The organism is Parabacteroides sp., from assembly GCF_977054455.1.
On the sequence record NZ_CDRTCT010000025.1, the window covers coordinates 1 to 20,848 of the forward strand.

Consider the following 20,848-nt stretch of genomic DNA (forward strand, 5'->3'; position numbering starts at 1 on the left):
AAGGTATATCATGGAATAGAATACTTGTAAAAACCGCCAGCTCATCAATGAGTAAGGAGGAGACCTTTGTTAAATTTGCACTTTCTGATTTTTGTTCTGAATTTTCTTGTATCTTAGCAGTCTGCACGGCTTAATGATTTTGTCCATATTTTTTGTTTGCACTTATAATATAGACTTTTATTTTTTAAGCTGTGCTCTTTTATTAATTAAATACACAAAAAGTAACCATACAGCAAAAGTGAACAAGACCCTTTGGAATTAGTATTGCGGGTAATATTTTTTAACGTTTCATAATGTAATGTTTTACCCGTATAAAGATGATAAAATGATAACCCGGCCGAGGAGGCGTTTTTATATCGCCGTGCATACCCTCAGCTGATTTTTTAAATGAAAGAACCGGGAATATTAACAGATCGGATGAACCGTCGCCCCGTCCATGTAAGTAAGGGCGGCGCCTATGGCCGTCCTGTATTCCGAATACTTGGGGATCAGGAAACGGACGCCGTACATCTCTTCCAGCTTGGGGAAGATCTCCTTGCATTGGGGGAGTTGCGTCAGGTTGCCGATCAGGACGAAATCGCGGATCGGGCTGTTGAGAGCCGAAAGGATGGCGGCCTGGCCGATCGATTGCAAGACCATGTGGATAATCCCGGAAGCAATGTCTTCGGGAGAGGCGTTACCGTCCGCCTTTCCGAAGTTGGAGGCGGTGGCGTCCAGCGGCAGGTCGGGCAGGGGACGGTTGCAGATGTCCTGTATCTGAAGGTCGATGTTCGTCAGGGTCCCTTTCCGGGCCATTTCAGCGATCAGATGGATGTCCTGCGTTTTCAGGAGCAGACGGGAGAGTCCGAGCAAGGTTCCGCCACCGACGCCGATCCCGCCGATATGCTGGATATGCGGCCCTTCCACCTTTACGAAAGAAGTTCCCGTCCCCATGCTTACGACAATCAGGTTTTCCAGCGAAGCGGCATATTTGGCTCCGAGGCCGTTGGCCAGAAATTCATCTGTCTTGGCTGTCGGCAAGCCGTAAAGCGGCTGGTCGATGAAAGCGCTTCCCACGCCCGTCAGCATCACCATCTCGATCTCCGGCAAGGTGATCCCGTTGTCATAGAGATACTTGCCGAAAGCTCCGAAGAGCGAGGTGACCGGATCTGTCGCCTTGACGAACATCGGCGACCGGATGCTCTTGTTTTCCACTCCGATAATCTTGGTGGTGCTTCCACCTACGTCAATACCTATTACTACGCCCATATTTTCACGATTTAGTTGTAACTTTCTGTATCTTTTCGCTTGCAAAGTTATAACTATTTCTTACATTGCCCCGGCAAATATAACCTTTATGTAATATGAAGATACGGCAGATAATGGCACTTACCGGCGCGACAGTCGTGTGTGGTAACGGCCGGGAAGACCACGAAGTGCAGTGCGCCTTCGCCAGCGACCTGATGAGCGATGTCCTGACATTGGATTGTAACGGCGTGCTCCTCGTCACGGGCTTGTGCAACATGCAGACGATCCGGACGGCGGAGATGGCGGATGTTTCCTGCATCCTGTTCGTCAGGGGAAAGAAAGCGACGCCCGATATTTTGCAACTGGCGGCGGAAAACGAGATGATCCTGATGGAAACGGACCACTCGATGTACCATACGGTCGGCGAACTTTATTGTAACGGCCTTCCGCCGATCTATTAAGCAAAAGGAGGTGAAGATATGCAATTCAGATTTGAACTGGAAGGAGGCAACTTCTCAAAAGCCGGCTATGCTTCGAGCCAGATAAAGAAGGTCTTGAAGCAACTGTCCGTCGATCCACGCATCATCAAGCGGGTGGTCGTCGCCCTCTATGAAGCCGAGGTCAACGTCGTGGCACATGCCTGGCGGGGGACGGTTCTGGCCGATATCGAAGCCGACAGGATCAGCCTCCTGTTGCAAGACGAAGGTCCCGGCATCCCCGATATCGGACAGGCCATGCAGGAAGGTTTCTCCACCGCATCGGCTGCCGTCCGCGAGATGGGGTTCGGTGCAGGCATGGGGTTGCCCAATATGAAGAAGAATGTAGATGAATTAACGATCGAGAGCAAAGTAGGAGAGGGCACGGTTGTCCGTATGCTGACCTATTTCTCCGCAAACGACAGATAGCCATGGAAGAGACAAAGTTTTACCACGCATTGAAAATAGACAATGACCGTTGTGTCGGCTGTACCCACTGCATGACGAAGTGCCCGACCGGTGCGATCCGTATCCGCGAGGGGAAAGCCTCCATCCGTAAAGGTTGGTGTGTGGACTGCGGCGAATGTCTGAAAGCCTGCCCGACGGAAGCCATCTATGTGGAGCAGGACGACTTCCAGAAGATCTTCGACTACAAGGCCCGTGTCGTGCTGGTCCCGACGGTCTTTATCGGGCAGTTCTCCAAATATACGACGGAGGAGGAGATTTTCAGTGCGTTGTACGAATTGGGGTTTACGCATGTGTTCCAGGTCGAGTTTACGGCAGACATGATCCACCGCGAGATGCTCAGGCAGATGGAGCTGGCGGAGGATAAACCTGTCATCAGTTCGTTTTGCCCGGCTATCGTCCGGCTGATACAGGTGCGCTTCCCGGCCCTGGTCGATAATATCTTGTTGGTGAAGCCGCCGGTCAATGCGACAGCCACTTACTATCATAAGGTATTGGAGGAAGACGGTTTCTCGTCCGAAGAAATCGGTATTTTTTATGTGACGCCTTGTGCGGCCAAGATTGCCTCCTTGAAAGGCGCGGAGGGATATTCGTCCACGATCAAGGGCGTGATCAATATGGACACGCTATATAATAAGGTATATCATATCCTGAAAAACCGCCCGAAGAACTACACGCCCGAATGCGTTCTTCCGCCCTCCCTGACCAAGAAGGAGATGCGTTGGAGCCAGACGGGAGGCGAAGCCAAGCATTTCTCCGGCCGCTGCCTGGCGATCGACGAGATACACAATGTCATCGAGTTCTTGGAGCGGATGGAATCGACCACCGAAGTCCGCAATGTGGACTTTCTCGAACTGCGTGCCTGCGACCGGAGCTGTGCCGGCGGCGTGCTGGCTGTCGCCAACCGTTTCCTGACGGCCGAGCGGGTGATGAAGCGTTCGATGAAGTGCGACAAGGCTCCGCTGATCTATTCCGATCGGTTGGAGGCGTTGTCTTACCTGAAACAACACATCACCATTCGTCCGCTTCAGCCCAACCCGAAGTTGCGATACGAAGGGAATATCGAAGAAGTCCTGAAAAAGATGGAGCAGGTGCGCAAGCTGATGTGTTATCTGCCCGGCATCGACTGCGGGGCCTGCGGTTCACCCAACTGCCAGGCGTTGGCGGAAGACATCGTCCGCCACGAGGCGCAGTTCAGCGATTGCGTTTTCATGCAGCGTAATATGGAGAAGCACGGGAAGCTGGACAAGGAACATGCTTTCCGCCTGATCGAAAAGACTTGGGGGAAAGACCGGTTGAATAAAGATTGTTATAAGAAAGGAGCCAAATATGAAGGTCAGTGATTTAGTGAAAGAATTGGACTTAACCGTTTTTTGCGGGGAAGCAGGGCTGGACGCGGAGATTTCCGGCGGTTATACCAGCGACCTGTTGAGTGACGTAATGGGGCATATCGATGAAGGAATGTTGTGGATCACGATGCAGACGCACCAGAACATCGTGGCGGTCGCCACCCTGAAAGATGCGGCGGCCGTCCTGATCGTGAACGGGGCTTCGCCGGACGAGGAAACGCTTGAGAAAGGAAAAGAGGAAGACGTGCCTTTGCTCGGAACGCCGCTTTCCGCATTCGAAGTAACGGGAAAAATCTACCGGCTTTTGCAACAGGCATGAAGGAGTTCCGGGTAGATTTGCACCTGCACACCTGCCTTTCGCCTTGCGGAAGCCTGGAGATGAGTCCGCAGCGGATTGTGGAAACGGCCCTCGAACGGGGGGTGGATGCCATTGCTGTGACGGATCATAACAGCACGCTGCAATGTCCCGAAATCCAGGTTTTAGGGGAGGAGCGGGGACTCATGGTCTTTGCCGGTGCGGAGGTGACGACACGCGAAGAGGCACACTGCGTGGCGCTTTTTGCAGATGACCGTGCCCGTGCCGCTTTTCAGACGTATCTGGAAGTTCATCTGCCGCCTGTTCCGAACGACCCCGAACGCTTCGGCGACCAGGTCTGGGTGAACGCCCGGAACGAGATCGTGGGGGAGGCTCCCTATCTGCTGATTTCCGCCCTCGACCGGAGTGTGGAACAGATTGCCGCAGAAGTGCATCGTCTGGGCGGGTTGTTCATTGCGGCCCATGTCGAACGCCCTTCGTTCAGCCTGATCAGCCAGTTGGGATTCATTGATCCTTCCCTGCCTTTGGATGCGATCGAGTTCAAGGAGGTTGCCCGCTATGAAAGGCTGTCGGCGGTACATGCCTATTTGAAACGTTACACGAGTTACAGCGCTTCCGATGCGCATTATCCCGAACAGATCGGTACGAAATATTCCCTGCTAAGAGCCGATCTGCTTGATTTTGAACATTTAGCGATGGCTTTCCGGAAGGAAAACGGTCATACGATTGTAACAGCATGAATAATCTATCTTTCCATATCACCGATATCACGGCAAACAGCATCCGGGCGAATGCTTCGGAGATAGGTCTGTTTATAGAACAACGGGAGGGCCGGATCACGATCCGCATTACGGACAACGGCTCAGGAATGGATGCCGGGACGATTGCCCGCGTCACAAATCCGTTCTACACCACCCGTACGACCCGCAAAGTGGGTCTCGGCATACCCTTCCTGATCCAGAATGCAGAGCAGACCGGCGGAACTGTGTCCATAACATCCGAGCCGGGAAAGGGGACGGAGGTGACCGCCTCTTTCCATTCCGACCATATCGATTGCCCGCCTTGGGGGGATCTTCCGGGAACGGTCGCCATGTTGGTCACCGGCAATCCGGATATCAATGTCCGTTTTGAATATCAGGCAGGAGAAACCATATTCTCTGTCAGCACGAATGAGATAAAAGAGATTTTGGACGGCATCCCGCTCAGCCATCCGAAAGTGATGCTGTTGGTAAAAGAGATGATCAAAGAGAATATCAGGCCCTAACCTTTTTGACCGGTTTTTGTCAGGTAGTAGTTGTAACGCTCCATCACTTCGCGCACATAGTTGAAGGTTTCCGAACCACGCAGGTAACCGTGTTTGCAGACCGGATCGTTATAGTATTCCGGATCGTTCTTCAAACGGATATATTCGGCCACATTATCATCCCAAACGTAGGGGTTCTTGCCATATTTCTCCGCCAGCCGCTGCGCATCGTAAATATGCCCGATTCCTGCATTGTAGGCGGCCAATGTAAACTTGATCTTTTCGACCGGATCGGCCACCTTCCCGAATCCCTGACGGAAACGGCGCAGGCAATCCACGCCTGTACGGATGCCCGTATCGGGGTCTTTCAGTTCGTGAGGCGTCACGCCCAAAGCTTTAGCTGTATTCGGCATGATCCCCATCAGTCCTTCCGCGCCGGCCCATGAGACGACGTTCGGATTGAAGCGGGACTCCTGATAACCGATCGAGGCAAGCAGTTGCCAGTCCCATCCGATGTTTTTGGCATGTTTGCGGAAGAGTTCGTCGTAAGGTGAAACATGGCCGTTCCTGACTTCCGGCAGTTCGGCGGTAACGGGTTGTTTGCTCAGTTCGAAATAACGCTTCGTCAAAGCCTTGTAGACGTGCGTTCCCGCTTTGTCGGATGCCCACGCGTCGATGGCTTTAGCCAGTTCCGGGCTGCTTTTGCGCACGACCCATGAGGAACGTTGCATGAAACTGATCTTCAGCGAAACGTTCAGGTTCCAGAAATAAGTTTTGTTCAGGCGGGCTATATTCTCGTCGCTTACGGTGTAAGGAATTTCCCCTTGCGAAACCATGCCGATCAGATCTTCCGTTGTCACCGTGTCGGCATCCGCTTCATGAATCCGGATACCGCCGCCCAGTTCGACATCGAGGTTTTTCAGCCGTTCGAAATATTTGGTCCCCGGTTTTACATAGACGTCTTTCCCGAGCAGTTCCGTCACGTCGGTGATCACCTTGTCGCCCTTGTTGGTCCGCTGGACCAGTACTTGGCAGTCTTGTTCTTCCCTTCCGCAATAGATCAGCTTCTCTTTCATACGGTTGCTGATCTGGATCGGGTAGGCGACTACATCCGCCTCGCCAGCTTCCAGCATCTCGATCAACTTCGTAGGGCTTTCTGCAACCTTGATGTTCAGTTTCAGTCCTTCCGAGCGGGCGAAATCCTTGATCAGCTCGTATTCGTAACCCATCGGCTGCATCTTATATTGGAAATAGGAAGTCGAGCTGTATAGCGTGACGGCGGTTATTTCGCCCTGCGCCTTCAGTTGCGGCAGGTCGACTGTCACATCGTCATCCTCCTGTTCCTTTCCCGCACGATTGCAGCCGGACAACAACAGCGCCACAAAAAACAAGAGGATGACCTTCTTCATTTCTTAATTATTAATTCTTATTTTTTAATTTCTCCAAGAGAACGACATTCTCCACGTGATGCGTATGCGGGAACATATCTACCGGCTGCACTTTCTTGACGGCATATTTTACGGAGAGCAAGCTCAGGTCGCGTGCCTGTGTCGCCGGGTTACAGCTTACATAAACGATACGTTCCGGTTCGGCAAAGAGGATCGTGTTGATCACATCGTCATGCATACCGGCACGGGGCGGGTCTGTGATAATAACATCCGGACGGCCGTGTTGGTTGATGAAATCCTGTGTCAGGATGTCTTTCATGTCACCGGCGTAGAACAATGTGTTTTCGATCTTGTTCAGGGCGGAGTTGACTTTGGCGTCCTCGATCGCTTCGGGCACATATTCGATGCCGATCACTTTCTTTGCCTGGCGGGAGACGAAGTTGGCGATCGTGCCGGTTCCGGTGTACAAGTCGTAAACCATCTCGTTTCCGGTCAGTCCGGCAAACTCGCGGGCGACTTTATACAGTTCGTAAGCCTGATCACTGTTGGTCTGGTAGAACGATTTCGGCCCTACTTTGAACTGAAGCCCTTCCATTTCCTCGATGATATGATCTTTTCCGCGGAACACAAGAACGTCTTGGTCGGTAATCGTATCGTTGCATTTTTCGTTGATGACGTACATCAGTGAAGTGATCTCCGGGAACTGTTCGGCGACATAGGAGAGGAGCGCTTCGCGGCGTTCCACATCTTCGTGAAAAAATACCAGCACTACCATCAGATCGCCAGTCGAGGCCGTGCGGATCATCAACGTACGCACAAATCCTTCCTGATTGCGAAGGTCGAAGAAGGGATAGCCTTCATGTGTCAGGCAGTATTCTTTGACCGCCAGACGGATACGGTTTGATATATCGTTCTGCAACCAGCATTTGTGAATGTCGAGCACCTTGTCGAACATTCCCGGAATATGGAAACCGACTGCATTCATGCAATCGAATTTGGCTCCGGTTTTCACCTCTTCTTCCGTCAGCCATTTCTTGTTGGAAAACGTGAATTCGAGTTTATTGCGATAGAATGTCGTATGTTTGGAACCCTTGATCGGGAGTATCTCTTCCATTTCGATCTTACCGATCCGGGTCAGGTTGTCGATCACCTGCTTGTGTTTGTAGCGAATCTGTTCTTCATAGGGCAGATGTTGCCATTTACAGCCGCCGCATACGCCGAAATGTTCACAGAACGGCTCGGCACGTCGGGTCGAATATTCATGGAAAAGTACAGCTTTCCCTTCCGCATAACTATGTTTCTTGCGTGTCAATTGTATGTCTATGACATCTCCGGGAGCGACAAAAGGTACGAATACGACCATGTCATTTACACGTGCGATAGCCTTTCCTTCTGCGGCTACATCTGTTATTGTTACCTTTTCCAATAAAGGCAACTGCTTCTTATTTCTTGCCAAGATGATTAATTTTTAATTTATGGCGCAAAGATAGAGATAAAAATATATCGTAAAATACTTCTGTGTAAAAGATTTTGACTATCCGCATGGCTGTCCGGCCTTTTCCCGGCTCTCGAATATAACCGTCATGTGCTCCAAGGCCCAGCCGACAAGATTTTCTATATGTGGTATCAGCGTTTTGCCGGTTTCCGTAAGCTGGTATTCGACTCTGGGCGGGACTTCGGCGTAGACCGTTCTCGAAACAAGCCCGTCGGTCTCCAGTGTCCGGAGCGTGACAGTCAACATACGCTGGGAAATGTCGGAAATTGTTTTTTGGATGTCGCTGAAGCGCATCGTGCCGTTTGCATTCAGGGTGATCAAAACAAGCATTGACCACTTGTCACCGAGCCTGCATAAGATGTCCCGGATGGGACAATTTCCTGTAGGATGAAAATTTTTCATTTTTTTTGTCTTAGTAGTGCCTTGTGTCTCAACAATAGTTACATTCATGTAAGTAGCTTATTCATAGGTGCGTTCTTGTTTTACCGAATCAGACTACTTATCTTTGCTGCACAAAGGTAATAAACTTACTAAAAAGAACTATTGTATCACTAAAATTATTATTATCATGGCAAAGAAAGTAGCGGTTTTGGCAGTGAATCCGGTAAACGGATGTGGATTGTTCCAGTATCTGGAAGCATTTTTTGAAAATGGTATTTCTTATAAAGTATTTGCCGTCAGCAATTCGAAGGAGATTCGCACGAATTCCGGCATCGCTTTAATTGTGGATGATGTTATTGCAAATCTGAAAGGACATGAAGAGGACTTTGATGCGATGGTATTCGCATGCGGAGATGCCATACCTCAGTTTGCCCAACATGCAGGGGAGCCGTACAACCAGGATCTGATGGCTGTTATTGCGGCATTCGGACAGAAAGGGAAAATCATGATCGGCCATTGTGCCGGAGCCATGTTGTTCGATATGGCAGGTGTCATCGATGGAAAGACGGTGGCTGTCCATCCGCTTGCAAAGCCGGCCATACAAAAGGGAAAGGCAACAGACAACAAATCCGAAGTCGATGGAACTATTTATACGGCCCAAGATGAAAACAGCATCTGGACGATGATGCCGCAGGTGCTCGATGCCTTGAAATAAAAATCAGATTGTCTTTTTTAAGAAGAGCGGCGCTTCTCCGGAAGATTTATCAACTTCAGGTCCGTACCGCTCTTTTTATACTATTCGGCATCGCTTTTCTTTTTCCTTCTCGAAGGCGGGTTCGGTATGTTTTCCCGGACGAAGCGCTTGAAACCGCTCAAAGAGACCTTATAATAATCGGCTAATTCGGCATATGTCGCGTTTTCTTCTTTCAGTTCTCTTTCAATCTGGTTTTTCTGGGAAAGGAGAAATTCGGTTTTGGGGCTTCCCAAAGGGCGTCCTAATTTCGTTCCCTTGTTCTTGCTGGCCGTCAGTGCTTCTTTCGTACGGGCGGAAATAAGTTTGCTTTCTATTTCGGAAACAAGCCCGAATGTGAATGCCAACGTCTTGCTGTCCACGTTGTTTTCAAATGAATAGCCTTCCTTGATGCAGTAAAGCGTCACTTTCTTTTCAATACACAACAAGATCAAATGCATTATCTCCATCAGCTTCCGGCTGAGCCGGGTGACATCGGCGACGATAAGAATATCGCCTTCCTGCAAATTCTTTATCACGTCTTCGAGCCGGTTTTTCCCTTTGGAAGAGTTTTTAGCATCTTTCAGCCACTTGTCAATCTCAATTTTTTTTGCTTTTGCAAATTGTTCGATTGCATTTTTCTGACTCTCTGTTTGCTGTTTATTTGAATATGTACGTATATAAGCGATTGTCATATTTCTTAATTATTTAAATTTTGTTTCATCATTTGATATATAACAGATTGGTTTGCAATATGTTCATTCTGAAAATTAATAAAGGGGGGATACATATTGTTGCAATGATCTCCTAAACTGATGCGAATGTACGCAAATAAAAAAAACAATGAAATATTTGGTAGTTAAAAATAAATATCTACCTTTGCACCGCAATCAAAAATAAAGGGATTGCAAAAACGGGGTGTAGCGCAGTCCGGTTAGCGCACCTGCTTTGGGAGCAGGGGGTCCCAGGTTCGAATCCTGGTACCCCGACGATAAGAGTTGCTTGATCAAGCAACTCTTTTTTTGTGCCTTTTCGTATATGAACTAACCATATATATTTATATGTCTGAAAATCAGAAATAGAGAATTGAAAAGCCAAAAAAGTAAAAAGAAATAAAACGAAAAACTTGCATAATTCAAATAAACCATCTACTTTTGCACCCGTCTTTGAGACAAGGAGAGATGGCAGAGTGGTCGATTGCGGCGGTCTTGAAAACCGTTGAACTGAGAGGTTCCGGGGGTTCGAATCCCTCTTTCTCCGCTGAAAGCAGCAAAAGCTGCTTTTTACGTTTTATGGAGGCTGGTCGCTTCCTGATATACATAATTTCAACCGAAAAAGGAGAGATGCTCGAGTGGTTGAAGAGGCACGCCTGGAAAGCGTGTAAACCCCTAAAGGGTTTCGCGGGTTCGAATCCCGCTCTCTCCGCTGAATTAAGCGGACAATACCGGACAAAGAACTGACAAGTCCCACGAATTTAATGATTTGTGGGACTTTTTTTATTCCCTTGTGTCTGCCTTAAAGTCGGGATTTATTCCCTAATCGCAATATCAAACCTTTGAAATTTATCGATCCGGTTGTCAGAATATACAAGTAAATTATTAATATTCGTATGTAATTTCTTTTTTATGCCTGTTATTTTTGTGACGTTAAGACTAAATTATGATCATACAAAATGACAGCGAAAAGTATGCATTTAGATTTATCATTGTTCCAGATAAAGAACTGGGAAGAAATTTTAGGCGGAGAGTTTTATATGACAAATCCTCTTGTGCGTTATATTTTGTTAGTTATTATATTGTTGGTACTTTTCTTGCGTACTCTTTCATGGTTGCAATATTTATATTTAAAACATGAGTTGAAAAAACGATTTACCAAACTTGTTTAGTGTTTGGCATTCAGGCTTCTCAAATCGCTTCCGGAGACATTCTGGAAGACGCTGAGTCCGAATTCCGGGATTACGGCCAGCACATGGTCGAATACGTCGGACTGAATGCCTTCGTAGGGAACCCAGTCTTTCACGGAGGAGAAGAAATAGAGTTCGATCGGAATACCGGTTTCCGTCGGTTGCAACTGGCGGACCATGCAGGTCAGTTCCTTGCTGACCTCCGGGAGGCTTTTCAGGTAATTGACCAGGTAGGCGCGAAACACGCCGATATTCGTTTGCCGACGGCCGTTTACACGGATGGAACCGTCGATCCGGTGCGCCTCGTTATAGGCGTTCAGCTCTTTTTCCTTCTCGTCGATATAGTCTGTCAGCAAGGAGATTTTGCGGAATTTGGCCAACATCTCAGGCGTGCAGAAACTCACGCTGTTCATATCGATATTGATGGAGCGCTTGATCCGCCGTCCGGGAGATTCCGACATCCCGCGCCAGTTTTGGAAAGCATCGCTCACCAGGGCATAAGGGGGAATCGTCGTGATCGTATTGTCGAAGTTCTTGACTTTGACCGCGTTCAGCGTGACTTCGATAACCGTCCCGTTCGCCCCGTATTTCTCCATCGTGATCCAGTCGCCCGGCCGCAGCATGTCGTTGGCGGAAAGCTGTATGCCGGCCACGAATCCCAAGATCGTATCCTTGAACACCAGCATCAGGATCGCGGCCGAAGCGCCCAGTCCGGCGAACAGCGTCGTCGGTGATTTGCCGATCAGAATACTGATGATCAGTATAAAACCGATAAAGAAAACGGCTACCTGCAATAGTTGGATGAAACCTTTCAGCGGCTTGTTCTTGAGCGATTCCTTCCGGTTGTATATTTCATGCACGACGTTCAGGGAGGCACTGATGAAACGAAGTGAAACGGCAATGATGTAGATCTTGCATATCATTTGCAGGATTCCCAATATCTTGGGCGCCTCATCAACCGGGAAAGCCAGCGGCAGCAGCACATACACCAGGATGGCAGGGATCATGTGCATCAGCTTGTTGATAATCTTGCGCTCGACGATCAAGTCGTCCCATTGGTTGCGGGTTCTCTTCGCAAGCCGTTTGAACATATTCAGGAAAATATAGCGGCAAGCGTAGTCGATGCCGACCGTTACGGCAATGATCAGCAGCAGGACGATCGTATTGTCCAGTTCGGTTGCCGAACTGCTGATGATACCCCATTCGATCAGATGATTGTTAATCCATTCTTGTATTGCGTGCATATCCTTTACATGTTTAATCAAGTGTACTTGCGAGAACCTCCAATTTGTAGACAAAACTAACTAAAAAACTAACTGAAAAATACAATATACCCCATAAAAAGCGGCAAAAAGGCCATCCTTCTGAGATATAGGCGATTGTAAAAATACCAGTTTGTTAAAAAATATTACCCTTGCGGGAAATTTTATTTTCATGGGTATGAAAACCGATTTTCATGCCCGTGTGTTTCGATTTGGACCAATGGGTATTTCTACAAATTTGACAATAAGGGCCTCTGCCTTTTTCATGGCTCTTACTCCGAATACTGGTAAACCTTCAAATCGAATTTGGGGACCATTGCGAAGAAATGGTCGAAGATGTCCGACTGGATACGTTCGTATTCCTTCCATATTTTATTGCGGGAGAAGAAATAGATCTGGATAGGCACGCCATATTCGGTCGATTGCAACTGGCTGATGATTAAATCGAGGTCGGTGTTGACGACCGGAAGGCTTGTCAGGTATTTCTCCACATAGACACGGAACATCTGCGAATTGGTGGGCGTCACGCCTTCGTCGGGCTTGTAGTCGGCAAGCAACGGGATCTCCTTGCGGAACGTGTCGAGCATGTCCGGCGTACAGAACTTGATGGTATTGAGGTCGAGAAAGATGGACTTCATCACACGGCGGCCGCCCGATTCGACCATGCCCCGCCAGTTCTGGAACGAACCGTTCACCAGCGTATAAGGCGGGATGGTGGAAATCGTATTGTCGAAGTTCTGTATCTTGACGGTATTCAGCGTGATTTCCATGACAGTACCGTTCGCGTTCGAGCCGGGAACCGTGATCCAGTCGCCCGGCCGCAGCATATCGTTGGCGGAAAGCTGGATGCCCGCCACGAATCCCAAGATCGTATCTTTGAATACCAGCATCAGGATCGCCGCCGAAGCGCCCAAGCCGGCAAACAGGCTGGCCGGAGATTTCCCGATCAGGATGGCGACGATGACGATCCCGCCGATGAAGAACAGCAAGACTTGAAGCACCTGCATGAACCCTTTGATCGGACGGTTCCTACTCACCTGCCGCGTGTTATACATATCCAGAAATACCAATATGAAACCGTTTATGGCCAGCAACAAGGCGAACACGATATACACGGCACATATTTTCTGCGACCACAGCAACAAGCCTTTTCCCCGTATGAATGCCAAAGGCAACAAGGCGTAGACCAGGATGCCCGGTATCGTGTGGACCAAGTGGTGGACGACCTTACGTTTGAGGAGCAACGAGTCCCACTGGTAATGCGTATGCTGCGCCAGCTTTTTCATGCTGCCGACGAAAATCGCCTGGCACAGGTAATCCAGCCCGACTGCCAGTATGACCAGCAATGCGGCGATGATCATTTCGTCGAAAGTATTTGCAATTTTAGGGTCCACGCCCCAACCGATCAGGATACCGTTCATCCAGCTGCCTAAGTTTATCATATCGTATTGGCCTTTTATTGGGATAACAATTAAATATTCGTTTGGTTTATCGCATCGATCACTATTGTCGGATTAATTTTTTATCTTTGACGCTAATATTGCAAATCTGTAACATGACCGTGAAATTAAAAGTAGTGATGATGGCATTCGCATGTTGTTCTTATCAATCGCAAGCAGCGGACTTGAACGCTCTCAAAGTAAAGGAATATAAACTGGATAACGGGCTGACCGTTTGGCTGAACGAGGATCACAGCCAGCCGAAGGTCTTCGGCGCCGTCGTCGTGAAGGCAGGGTCGAAGGATTGCCCGGACACAGGGATCGCCCACTATTTCGAGCACATGATGTTTAAGGGGACGGACCGTATCGGGACGCTCGATTACGAGTCGGAGAAGGTCCTGCTGGACTCCATCGTCCTGAAATACGACGAACTGGCCATGACGGAGGATGCCGCAGAACGTGCCCGCCTGCAAAAGGAGATCAACGAGCTGAGTATCCGCTCTTCCGAATATGTCATCCCCAACGAGTTCAACCGGCTCATCAGCCGGTTCGGCGGTTCCGGCCTGAACGCGGCGACCTCATACGACGCAACGATCTATTTCAATACCTTTTCACCGCAATATATGGTCCAATGGGCGGAGATCAACAGCGAACGCCTGATCAACCCCGTCTTCCGCCTTTTCCAAAGCGAACTGGAAACGGTCTATGAGGAGAAGAACATGTACGGCGACTTCATCGGCGGCCAGGTGATGGACACGCTGATGGCACGTTATTTCGGCCCGCACCCGTATGCTTACCCGATTATCGGCAGCACGAAGAACCTCAAGAACCCGCGGCTGACGGAGATGCGCAAGTTCTTCGAGGACTATTATGTGGCATCCAATATGGCGCTGATCCTTAGCGGCGATTTCGATACGCGTCAGGTTATGCCTGTCCTCGAAAAGACCTTTTCACGCATCCGTCCGGGCAATGTGCCGGCGCCGGAGAAGGTGACGCTCCCGCCCTTTAACGGACGGGAGAAAATGAAGGTGAAGTTCCCGATCCCTTTTATTAAGGCGATGGGGCTGGGGTTCCGGGGCGTTTCGGCCAACCATGAAGACCAGGTTGCCCTGAATATAGCGGTCAACCTGCTGAACAACGCCAACGGCACGGGCTATCTGGACAAACTGATGGTGGAGCATAAGCTGATGGGAGCCCTTGCCATCAACGAGAGCATGAATGAGGCGGGCATCCTGGCGGTCGCCATTATGCCGAAGTTGTTGATCCAATCGTACAGCTCGGCCGAGAAGATGGTCTGGAACGAGATCAACCGGGTGAAAAACGGAGACTTCAGCGACGAAGTGTTCAACAGCCTGAAACTGGAACAGAAACGGCAGTATGCTTCCGCATTGGAGAATATCGACTCGCGTGCGACGGTCATGATGAATCTGTTCTCGCAGGGAAAGAGCTGGAACGATTACCTGGACGAGGTGGCGCGGATCGAGTCTATCACGAAAGAGGATGTCGTGCGGGTCGCCCGAAAATATTTCAGCGATAACTATCTGTGCGTAACCAAGAGCACGGGGAAATATCCGAAGGACAATCTGCCGAAACCGGCTTTTGCCCCCGTCGTCCCCCGCCATGCAGACGCTTCGTCTGCCTATGCCGAACAGTTGGAGAAGATACCGGAACAGCAAGTGCCGCCTCGTATCATCGATTTCGAGAAGGATGTGAAGACATCGAAGCCGGCTCCTTTGGTGACGTTGTACACGACTCCTAATCCGCTGAACGATATTTTCACCTTCAATATCTCATACGGGATCGGCGCTTTGGAGCAACCGGAGTTGATGCAGCTCGTCAACTACCTGCAATTGTTAGGGACCGATTCCTTGCCCTTCGAGCAGTTCCGCGGCCGCTTGCAGTCGATCGGGAGCACGCTTGCCTTCGATGTGACGCCCGATGCTTTTGTCATGAAGGTGACCGGTTTCGACAACCATATCGACGAGACGATGGAACTTGTGGGCGACTTTATCCGCCATGCAAAGGCAGACGACAAGAGGCTCCGCCAGATCGTGGACGATGCCAAAGTCTCGGAGAAAGCCTTTTTCAAGTCGGGCGACAATGTGGCATCGGCTTTGCTGGAACAGGTGAAATACGGCGACCAGTCCCGTTACCTGCGTAAGCTTTCACTCTCGCAGATCAAGAAATTGAAGGGAAAAGACCTGTTGGCGGTCTACGACAAGGTGCGGAGCGTAGAGTGCGACCTTCACTACTGCGGCACTTTGCCTGTGGAGAAGGTGATCGGGACGATCCGCCGGCATATCCCGTTGGAACGGACGACCGTGCCCTCCAATTCTCCCTATTACCGCGAGTTGAAACAATACGACCGGCCGACCGTCTTTTTTATCGATATGCCGGATATGGCGCAGAGCATCGTTTACGGCTATGTCAAGGGCGATCCGGTCGATGACAAGGCTTCCCGCCATGCCTCCCGGCTGTTCTCCGTCTACTTCGGGGGCGATATGTCGTCGCTGATGTTCCAGGAGATAAGGGAGTTCCGCTCTTTTGCCTACCGGACAAGCGGTCGTTACCAGTTGCCGAACCATGCGCATAAGGGGACTGCCGGATCTTTTACGGCGATGCTGTCCACCCAGAGCGACAAGACGCCGGATGCGCTGGGCGTACTGGATTCGCTGATCCGGGAAATGCCGTTGAAGCCGGAAAGGGTGGAGGCGGTCAAGCAGACGTTGGTGAACCGCATCAATAACGATTATCCGCCTTTCCGCAGCCTGTCCGAGAAAGTGGCGAGTGCGCGTATGGAAGGTTTCGACCGTGATCCGGCTGAAGAATTCCTGCGGGATATCGCAACGATGGACATGCAGGATATTTCCCGTTTCTATCGGGAGCAGATCAGTGGCCGCCCGGTCGTTTACGTGATTGCCGGGAACCGGAAACGTATCGATATGAAGAAGCTGGCCGAATACGGTACGATAGTAAAAGTGAAAAAGAAAGACATATATAAATAAATGTATAGTAAAGACGAACTCAAGAACCTGAAACTTGAATTTTGGGAAAGTTTCGCCTCATTTTGTGAAGTACAGCCGTATCTGAGAGGACGCAAGAAAACGTGGGTTTTATATGATACGAAAGTGAAAGGGGTCGAACTCAAATTCGATGCGACAAGAGAGGGTGCGTTTGTCATCCTCGAAGTGAACCATAGGAGCGAAGAGGCCCGGCTGGAGATGTTCGAACGCCTGACGTGGTATAAGGATACGCTGGAAACGGATTTTCCGGAGGGGTTGACCTGGGACATTTGTTTCGTGCGCGATACCGGAAAGCAGGTGGCCCGTATTTATACCTCCAGGTTCGGGATCGATTTCCACCGCCGTCAGGACTGGGGAGAGTTTTTCTCCTTTATGGCAAGCCGGATGTATCTGTTGGAACGGAACTTCATGTCCATGGCGGAGTATTTGAGGGAATAGGGAGATTTATGATTTTCGAATTATGATTGATGTCATGTTTAAACATTTTATAGGGATAGCTTCTGTCGCATTCTTAAGTGCTTGCGGTAGTCCTGCGCCGGATGCGGCGCTGTTGCAACCGGGAGTCAGCCGGGAATTGGCCCGGTTCAGGAAAGAACATTTCGAGGGGGTACGTTACCACCTCTTTTTCTCCATCCCGGAAAACCGATGGGAGGCCGTCACCGGCAAAGCGGAAATAACGCTTGCCGTCCGTGAAAAGCAACCGGTTATCATCGATTTCCGGGGAGAACCGGAACAGGTTGCCTCGGTTTTGTTGAATGGCAGGAAAGTCCCTTATACGGTTAAGGACGAACATATCGTGATCGGCGCAAGAGAGGCGGCAGACGGAGAGAACCGCGTAACCGTCGAATTTACGGCAAACGACCAGTCGCTGAACCGCCGGGACGAGTTCCTCTATACGTTGCTGGTTCCCGACCGGGCGCGTACGCTCTTCCCTTGTTTCGACCAGCCGGATATGAAATCGCTTTTCACCCTGTCGTTGGAGGTCCCGTCTTCCTGGCAGGCGGTCGCCAACGGGGCAGTCGAGCAGGTGGATTCGACATCCGTCGCCGGGCGCAGGCGGATTTCTTTCCGGGAAACGGAACCGCTCAGCACCTATCTTTTCTCTTTCGTCGCCGGTAAGCTGACACGGGAAACGTATTCGCGCGACGGACGGAATATTTCGATTTACCATCGCGAGACCGACCCGAAGAAGGTGGCACAGTGTCCCGACATTGCCTCCGAAGTGTTCGATGCGCTCGAATGGCAGGAGGAATATACCCGGATAGCGTACCCTTTCGCCAAGTACGACCTGATCATTTTGCCGGGATTCCAGTTCGGCGGGATGGAACATACGGGAGCGACCTTATATACGGACGGGCGGATGTTCCTGAACGAGAACCCGACATTGAACGAGCGTCTGGCACGCAGTTCCCTGATTGCGCACGAGACTTCGCATATGTGGTTCGGGGACTTCGTGACGATGGAATGGTTCAATGATGTCTGGACAAAAGAGGTTTTCGCCAATTATTATGCCTCCCGGATGATCGAACCTCTGTTTCCGGAGGTGAACCATTCCCTGAACTTCATGCTCGACTATATCCCGGCGGCCTATTCCGAAGACCGTACCGCCGGCGCCAATCCGGTGAAGCAGCAACTGTCGAATATGCGGGATGCCGGATTGATGTACGGCAATATCATCTATGATAAGTCTCCGGTTATCCTGGAAATGCTGGTGAAGAAAATAGGGGAGGAGCCTTTCCGGGAAGGGATACGGGAATATCTGAAGACGTATGCATACGGGAATGCGACCTGGGAAGGGTTGATCGGCATCCTGGACAAATATACGGACGACGACCTGTCGGCCTGGAGCCATGTCTGGGTGAACGAGAAGGGGATGCCTGAAATCTCTTGCGAAGCAGGTAAAAAATTGTATGTCGAACAGTCTGACCCTTTCGGCCGCGGACTTCTGTGGGAACAGGATTTGTCTTTTCTTATCGTTCATCCGGATAAGGAGACAGAAGAAGTTCAAGTTAAATTTGCAAAAGGCAAGAGGTTGAGATTTGTGGATTTGAAAAGGAAGGCGGGCACAGGCAGTTTCGTCATACCCAATGCCGACGGCAAAGGATATGGTTTCTTCCGCCTGTTTGAAAAAGATGCGAAGGCTTGTTTGTCCTACCTTCCCGATTGCAAGGATGAGGTGTTGAGAGGTTCCTTGCTGATCACCTTGTATGAGAATTTATTGAACTGGACGATCTCTTCGGAATCGTATATGGAAGCCATGTTGGATTATCTGCCGGGGGAAACCAATTCCCTGTTGTTCTCGGCCGCCCTCGGATATATCGGCAATTGCCAACGTCTGTATCCCGCTGATCCGGAAAAAACGGAACAGGTACTCTGGAAGATCGTCACGACGGCAGAACAACCCCAGCGGCGTTTGCAGGCGTTCCGCCTGTATCGCTCCATCGCCCGCACGCGGGAAGCGGTCGGCAAACTGTATGCGCTCTGGAAAGACCGGAAAGCGCCTGCCGGCTGTTCGCTGAGCGAAAACGATTATATCAGCCTGTCGTACGGCCTGGCAATCCAAATGCCCGACAAAGCCGATGAAATCGTAGCGACCCAGCAAGCCCGGATCACCAATCCGGACCGCAAACGGCAATATGCGTTCATCTCGCCATCCGTTTCTCCGCGCAAGGAAGTACGCGACAGTGTGTTTGCCTCTCTACTCGTGGCCGGAAATCGTCGCGTCGAGCCGTGGGCTTCGGCCGCCTTGTCGAACCTGAACTGCCAGTTGCGCCAGAAAGAAGCGGTCGGTTATATCCGTCCGGCTCTGGAAGCCTTGCAGGAAGTACAGCGTACGGGGGACATCTTTTTTCCGCGTGATTGGGTACGGGCTTTATTGAGCGGACATACTTCGCCGGAGGCTAAGAAGGAGGTGGACGATTTCTTTGCCGCCCACCCGGACTATCCGGTCCTGCTCTCAAATAAAATCCGTCAGCAGGCGGATCATTTGTACAGATAACCGGATTTATCGGGTTGAAATTGGCTTTATTATAAAAAAATCGCCCTGTTTGGCTAATCTTTTGTAAGTTTTATTTGCTAATTCAATTATTATTGTAACTTTGCAGCGTAAAAATAATAACAAATGAAAAGTACAGTTCTGCATCTCCACCATCATCATTACAACGGGCAATAGTTCGGTGGGCTGTGTGGTATGTAGGAACATATGATATAAATGAATAAGGCTTGCCGTTTACGGTGGGCCTTATTTTGTTTTTGGGAAAATATATACAAACAAAATAAACATGTTACGAATTGCAGTACAATCTAAAGGTCGTCTTTACGATGAAACAATGCTTCTCTTGGAAGAAGCCGGTATCAAACTGAACAGGGGAAAACGTATTTTGCTGTTGTCGGCAAAAGGATTCCCGGTAGAAGTCTTATTCCTGCGCGATGACGATATCCCGCAATCAGTTGCCAATGGCGTTGCCGACGTCGGTATCGTAGGCGAAAACGAATATGTGGAGAAAGGGCAGGAGGCCAAGCTGATCAAACGTTTGGGATTCAGCAAATGCCGTCTTTCACTCGCCATTCCGAAAGATGAAGATTATCAGGGGGTGGAATGGTTCGCCGGAAAAACGATCGCAACTTCCTATCCGGAAATACTGAAGGCTTATCTGGCTGAAAAGGGAGTGAAAGCAGACCTTCACGTAATCAGCGGGTCTGTGGAAATTGCGCCGGGTATCGGCCTCGCGGATGCGATTTTCGATATCGTCAGCTCCGGCAGCACGCTGGTGAGCAATCAGCTCAAAGAAGTGGAAGTCATCATGCAGAGCGAAGCCCTGTTGATTGCCAACAACAATCTGTCGGATGAAAAACAGGCTATCCTGGACGAACTCTTGTTCCGTTTCGAAGCGATCCAGGTAGCGGAAGGCAAGAAATATGTATTGCTGAACGCTCCGAAAGACAAGATGGACGAGATCATAGAAGTGCTGCCGGGCATGAAGAGCCCGACCATCACGCCGCTTGCCGACGGGAACTGGGTGTCTGTCCAATCTGTCATAGCGGAGAAACATTTCTGGGAAATCATCGGTAAACTGAAATCGTTGGGAGCGGAAGGCATATTGGTGCTGCCGATCGAGAAAATGATTTTGTAAATTAATAAGTATTACCTC

The 20,848-nt window shown here is 50.0% G+C and carries 18 protein-coding genes and 3 tRNA genes; 14 read left to right on the forward strand and 7 right to left on the reverse strand.

Features of this window, described 5'->3' with window-relative positions; genetic code table 11:
* Positions 1-405 precede the first annotated feature (405 nt).
* Positions 406-1,248, reverse strand: coding sequence for a type II pantothenate kinase (gene coaW, locus ACW6QF_RS13265; RefSeq protein ID WP_456088182.1), 843 nt, complete (start codon positions 1,246-1,248; stop codon positions 406-408).
* 95 nt (positions 1,249-1,343) lie between these two features.
* Between coaW and ACW6QF_RS13270 the strand changes: the two genes are divergently transcribed.
* Genes ACW6QF_RS13270 through ACW6QF_RS13295 form a run of 6 tightly spaced genes read left to right on the forward strand, consistent with a single transcriptional unit; the run spans position 1,344 to position 5,097 of the window.
* Complete coding sequence (locus ACW6QF_RS13270) at positions 1,344-1,688, forward strand: DRTGG domain-containing protein (protein WP_005637954.1); 345 nt, start codon at positions 1,344-1,346, stop codon at positions 1,686-1,688.
* Positions 1,689-1,706: 18 nt separating this feature from the next.
* A complete protein-coding gene (locus tag ACW6QF_RS13275; protein ID WP_005643243.1) occupies positions 1,707-2,132 on the forward strand; it encodes an ATP-binding protein in 426 nt (141 codons plus the stop codon).
* A gap of 2 nt (positions 2,133-2,134) precedes the next feature.
* Positions 2,135-3,511, forward strand: a complete 1,377-nt coding sequence (locus tag ACW6QF_RS13280) for a [Fe-Fe] hydrogenase large subunit C-terminal domain-containing protein (protein ID WP_456088183.1) — start codon at positions 2,135-2,137, stop codon at positions 3,509-3,511.
* On the forward strand, positions 3,498-3,836 hold the full coding sequence (locus ACW6QF_RS13285; protein WP_456088184.1) for a DRTGG domain-containing protein: 339 nt from the start codon (positions 3,498-3,500) through the stop codon (positions 3,834-3,836). The genes ACW6QF_RS13280 and ACW6QF_RS13285 overlap by 14 nt, the downstream gene beginning before the upstream one ends.
* Positions 3,833-4,573, forward strand: coding sequence for a PHP domain-containing protein (locus ACW6QF_RS13290; protein ID WP_456088185.1), 741 nt, complete (start codon positions 3,833-3,835; stop codon positions 4,571-4,573). The genes ACW6QF_RS13285 and ACW6QF_RS13290 overlap by 4 nt, the downstream gene beginning before the upstream one ends.
* The gene (locus ACW6QF_RS13295; RefSeq protein ID WP_456088186.1) at positions 4,570-5,097 is read left to right on the forward strand and encodes an ATP-binding protein; all 528 of its coding nucleotides are present in this window, start codon (positions 4,570-4,572) and stop codon (positions 5,095-5,097) included. The genes ACW6QF_RS13290 and ACW6QF_RS13295 overlap by 4 nt, the downstream gene beginning before the upstream one ends.
* Here ACW6QF_RS13295 and ACW6QF_RS13300 read toward each other — a convergent pair.
* The 3 genes from ACW6QF_RS13300 to ACW6QF_RS13310 all read right to left on the reverse strand — a co-directional run bounded on the left by ACW6QF_RS13300 (position 5,094) and on the right by ACW6QF_RS13310 (position 8,361).
* A complete protein-coding gene (locus ACW6QF_RS13300; protein WP_298549398.1) occupies positions 5,094-6,485 on the reverse strand; it encodes an MltF family protein in 1,392 nt (463 codons plus the stop codon). The genes ACW6QF_RS13295 and ACW6QF_RS13300 overlap by 4 nt on opposite strands.
* A 10-nt stretch (positions 6,486-6,495) precedes the next feature.
* Positions 6,496-7,920, reverse strand: a complete 1,425-nt coding sequence (gene rlmD / locus ACW6QF_RS13305; protein WP_456088187.1) for a 23S rRNA (uracil(1939)-C(5))-methyltransferase RlmD — start codon at positions 7,918-7,920, stop codon at positions 6,496-6,498.
* Between the two features lie 78 nt (positions 7,921-7,998).
* Complete coding sequence (locus tag ACW6QF_RS13310) at positions 7,999-8,361, reverse strand: winged helix-turn-helix transcriptional regulator (protein WP_456088188.1); 363 nt, start codon at positions 8,359-8,361, stop codon at positions 7,999-8,001.
* Between the two features lie 166 nt (positions 8,362-8,527).
* Here ACW6QF_RS13310 and ACW6QF_RS13315 point away from each other — a divergent pair, with 166 nt between their 5' ends.
* On the forward strand, positions 8,528-9,055 hold the full coding sequence (locus tag ACW6QF_RS13315; RefSeq protein ID WP_456088189.1) for a DJ-1/PfpI family protein: 528 nt from the start codon (positions 8,528-8,530) through the stop codon (positions 9,053-9,055).
* An 80-nt stretch (positions 9,056-9,135) separates the two neighbouring features.
* Here the strand turns inward: ACW6QF_RS13315 and ACW6QF_RS13320 are convergent, their stop codons facing one another.
* The gene (locus tag ACW6QF_RS13320) at positions 9,136-9,765 is read right to left on the reverse strand and encodes a recombinase family protein (RefSeq protein WP_456088190.1); all 630 of its coding nucleotides are present in this window, start codon (positions 9,763-9,765) and stop codon (positions 9,136-9,138) included.
* 219 nt (positions 9,766-9,984) lie between these two features.
* Between ACW6QF_RS13320 and ACW6QF_RS13325 the strand changes: the two genes are divergently transcribed.
* The 3 genes from ACW6QF_RS13325 to ACW6QF_RS13335 all read left to right on the forward strand — a co-directional run bounded on the left by ACW6QF_RS13325 (position 9,985) and on the right by ACW6QF_RS13335 (position 10,495).
* A tRNA-Pro gene (locus ACW6QF_RS13325) sits at positions 9,985-10,059 on the forward strand.
* Positions 10,060-10,245: 186 nt separating this feature from the next.
* Positions 10,246-10,330 (forward strand) — tRNA-Ser (locus ACW6QF_RS13330).
* A 77-nt stretch (positions 10,331-10,407) separates the two neighbouring features.
* Positions 10,408-10,495: transfer RNA gene (locus ACW6QF_RS13335), tRNA-Ser, on the forward strand.
* A gap of 456 nt (positions 10,496-10,951) precedes the next feature.
* On the opposite strand, the gene ACW6QF_RS13340 is transcribed toward ACW6QF_RS13335, so the two are convergent.
* Complete coding sequence (locus ACW6QF_RS13340; RefSeq protein ID WP_456088191.1) at positions 10,952-12,217, reverse strand: mechanosensitive ion channel family protein; 1,266 nt, start codon at positions 12,215-12,217, stop codon at positions 10,952-10,954.
* 290 nt (positions 12,218-12,507) lie between these two features.
* The gene (locus ACW6QF_RS13345; RefSeq protein ID WP_298549408.1) at positions 12,508-13,677 is read right to left on the reverse strand and encodes a mechanosensitive ion channel family protein; all 1,170 of its coding nucleotides are present in this window, start codon (positions 13,675-13,677) and stop codon (positions 12,508-12,510) included.
* Positions 13,678-13,790: 113 nt separating this feature from the next.
* On the opposite strand from ACW6QF_RS13345, the gene ACW6QF_RS13350 reads away from it, so the two are divergent.
* The 4 genes from ACW6QF_RS13350 to hisG all read left to right on the forward strand — a co-directional run bounded on the left by ACW6QF_RS13350 (position 13,791) and on the right by hisG (position 20,830).
* Positions 13,791-16,679 carry a M16 family metallopeptidase gene (locus ACW6QF_RS13350; protein WP_456088192.1) on the forward strand — a complete coding sequence of 963 codons (2,889 nt, stop codon included), beginning with the start codon at positions 13,791-13,793 and terminating at the stop codon, positions 16,677-16,679.
* Complete coding sequence (locus ACW6QF_RS13355) at positions 16,680-17,135, forward strand: DUF4268 domain-containing protein (RefSeq protein WP_456088193.1); 456 nt, start codon at positions 16,680-16,682, stop codon at positions 17,133-17,135.
* A gap of 22 nt (positions 17,136-17,157) precedes the next feature.
* Entirely contained in the window at positions 17,158-19,695 is a 2,538-nt protein-coding gene (locus ACW6QF_RS13360) for a M1 family aminopeptidase (protein ID WP_456088194.1), read from the forward strand.
* 283 nt (positions 19,696-19,978) lie between these two features.
* Positions 19,979-20,830: an ATP phosphoribosyltransferase gene (gene hisG / locus ACW6QF_RS13365; RefSeq protein WP_298549413.1), complete on the forward strand. Its 852-nt coding sequence runs from the start codon at positions 19,979-19,981 to the stop codon at positions 20,828-20,830.
* Positions 20,831-20,848 lie beyond the last annotated feature (18 nt).

Coding starts and splice junctions, on each gene's coding strand:
- ACW6QF_RS13275 (WP_005643243.1), top strand. CDS start 1,707: ATGCAATTCAGATTTGAACTGGAAGGAGGCAACTTCTCAAAAGCCGGC.
- ACW6QF_RS13295 (WP_456088186.1), top strand. CDS start 4,570: ATGAATAATCTATCTTTCCATATCACCGATATCACGGCAAACAGCATC.
- ACW6QF_RS13310 (WP_456088188.1), bottom strand. CDS start 8,361: ATGAAAAATTTTCATCCTACAGGAAATTGTCCCATCCGGGACATCTTA.
- ACW6QF_RS13360 (WP_456088194.1), top strand. CDS start 17,158: ATGATTGATGTCATGTTTAAACATTTTATAGGGATAGCTTCTGTCGCA.
- ACW6QF_RS13340 (WP_456088191.1), bottom strand. CDS start 12,217: ATGCACGCAATACAAGAATGGATTAACAATCATCTGATCGAATGGGGT.
- ACW6QF_RS13300 (WP_298549398.1), bottom strand. CDS start 6,485: ATGAAGAAGGTCATCCTCTTGTTTTTTGTGGCGCTGTTGTTGTCCGGC.
- ACW6QF_RS13290 (WP_456088185.1), top strand. CDS start 3,833: ATGAAGGAGTTCCGGGTAGATTTGCACCTGCACACCTGCCTTTCGCCT.
- coaW (WP_456088182.1), bottom strand. CDS start 1,248: ATGGGCGTAGTAATAGGTATTGACGTAGGTGGAAGCACCACCAAGATT.
- ACW6QF_RS13285 (WP_456088184.1), top strand. CDS start 3,498: ATGAAGGTCAGTGATTTAGTGAAAGAATTGGACTTAACCGTTTTTTGC.
- ACW6QF_RS13345 (WP_298549408.1), bottom strand. CDS start 13,677: ATGATAAACTTAGGCAGCTGGATGAACGGTATCCTGATCGGTTGGGGC.
- ACW6QF_RS13315 (WP_456088189.1), top strand. CDS start 8,528: ATGGCAAAGAAAGTAGCGGTTTTGGCAGTGAATCCGGTAAACGGATGT.
- ACW6QF_RS13350 (WP_456088192.1), top strand. CDS start 13,791: ATGACCGTGAAATTAAAAGTAGTGATGATGGCATTCGCATGTTGTTCT.
- hisG (WP_298549413.1), top strand. CDS start 19,979: ATGTTACGAATTGCAGTACAATCTAAAGGTCGTCTTTACGATGAAACA.
- ACW6QF_RS13270 (WP_005637954.1), top strand. CDS start 1,344: ATGAAGATACGGCAGATAATGGCACTTACCGGCGCGACAGTCGTGTGT.
- ACW6QF_RS13280 (WP_456088183.1), top strand. CDS start 2,135: ATGGAAGAGACAAAGTTTTACCACGCATTGAAAATAGACAATGACCGT.
- ACW6QF_RS13355 (WP_456088193.1), top strand. CDS start 16,680: ATGTATAGTAAAGACGAACTCAAGAACCTGAAACTTGAATTTTGGGAA.
- ACW6QF_RS13320 (WP_456088190.1), bottom strand. CDS start 9,765: ATGACAATCGCTTATATACGTACATATTCAAATAAACAGCAAACAGAG.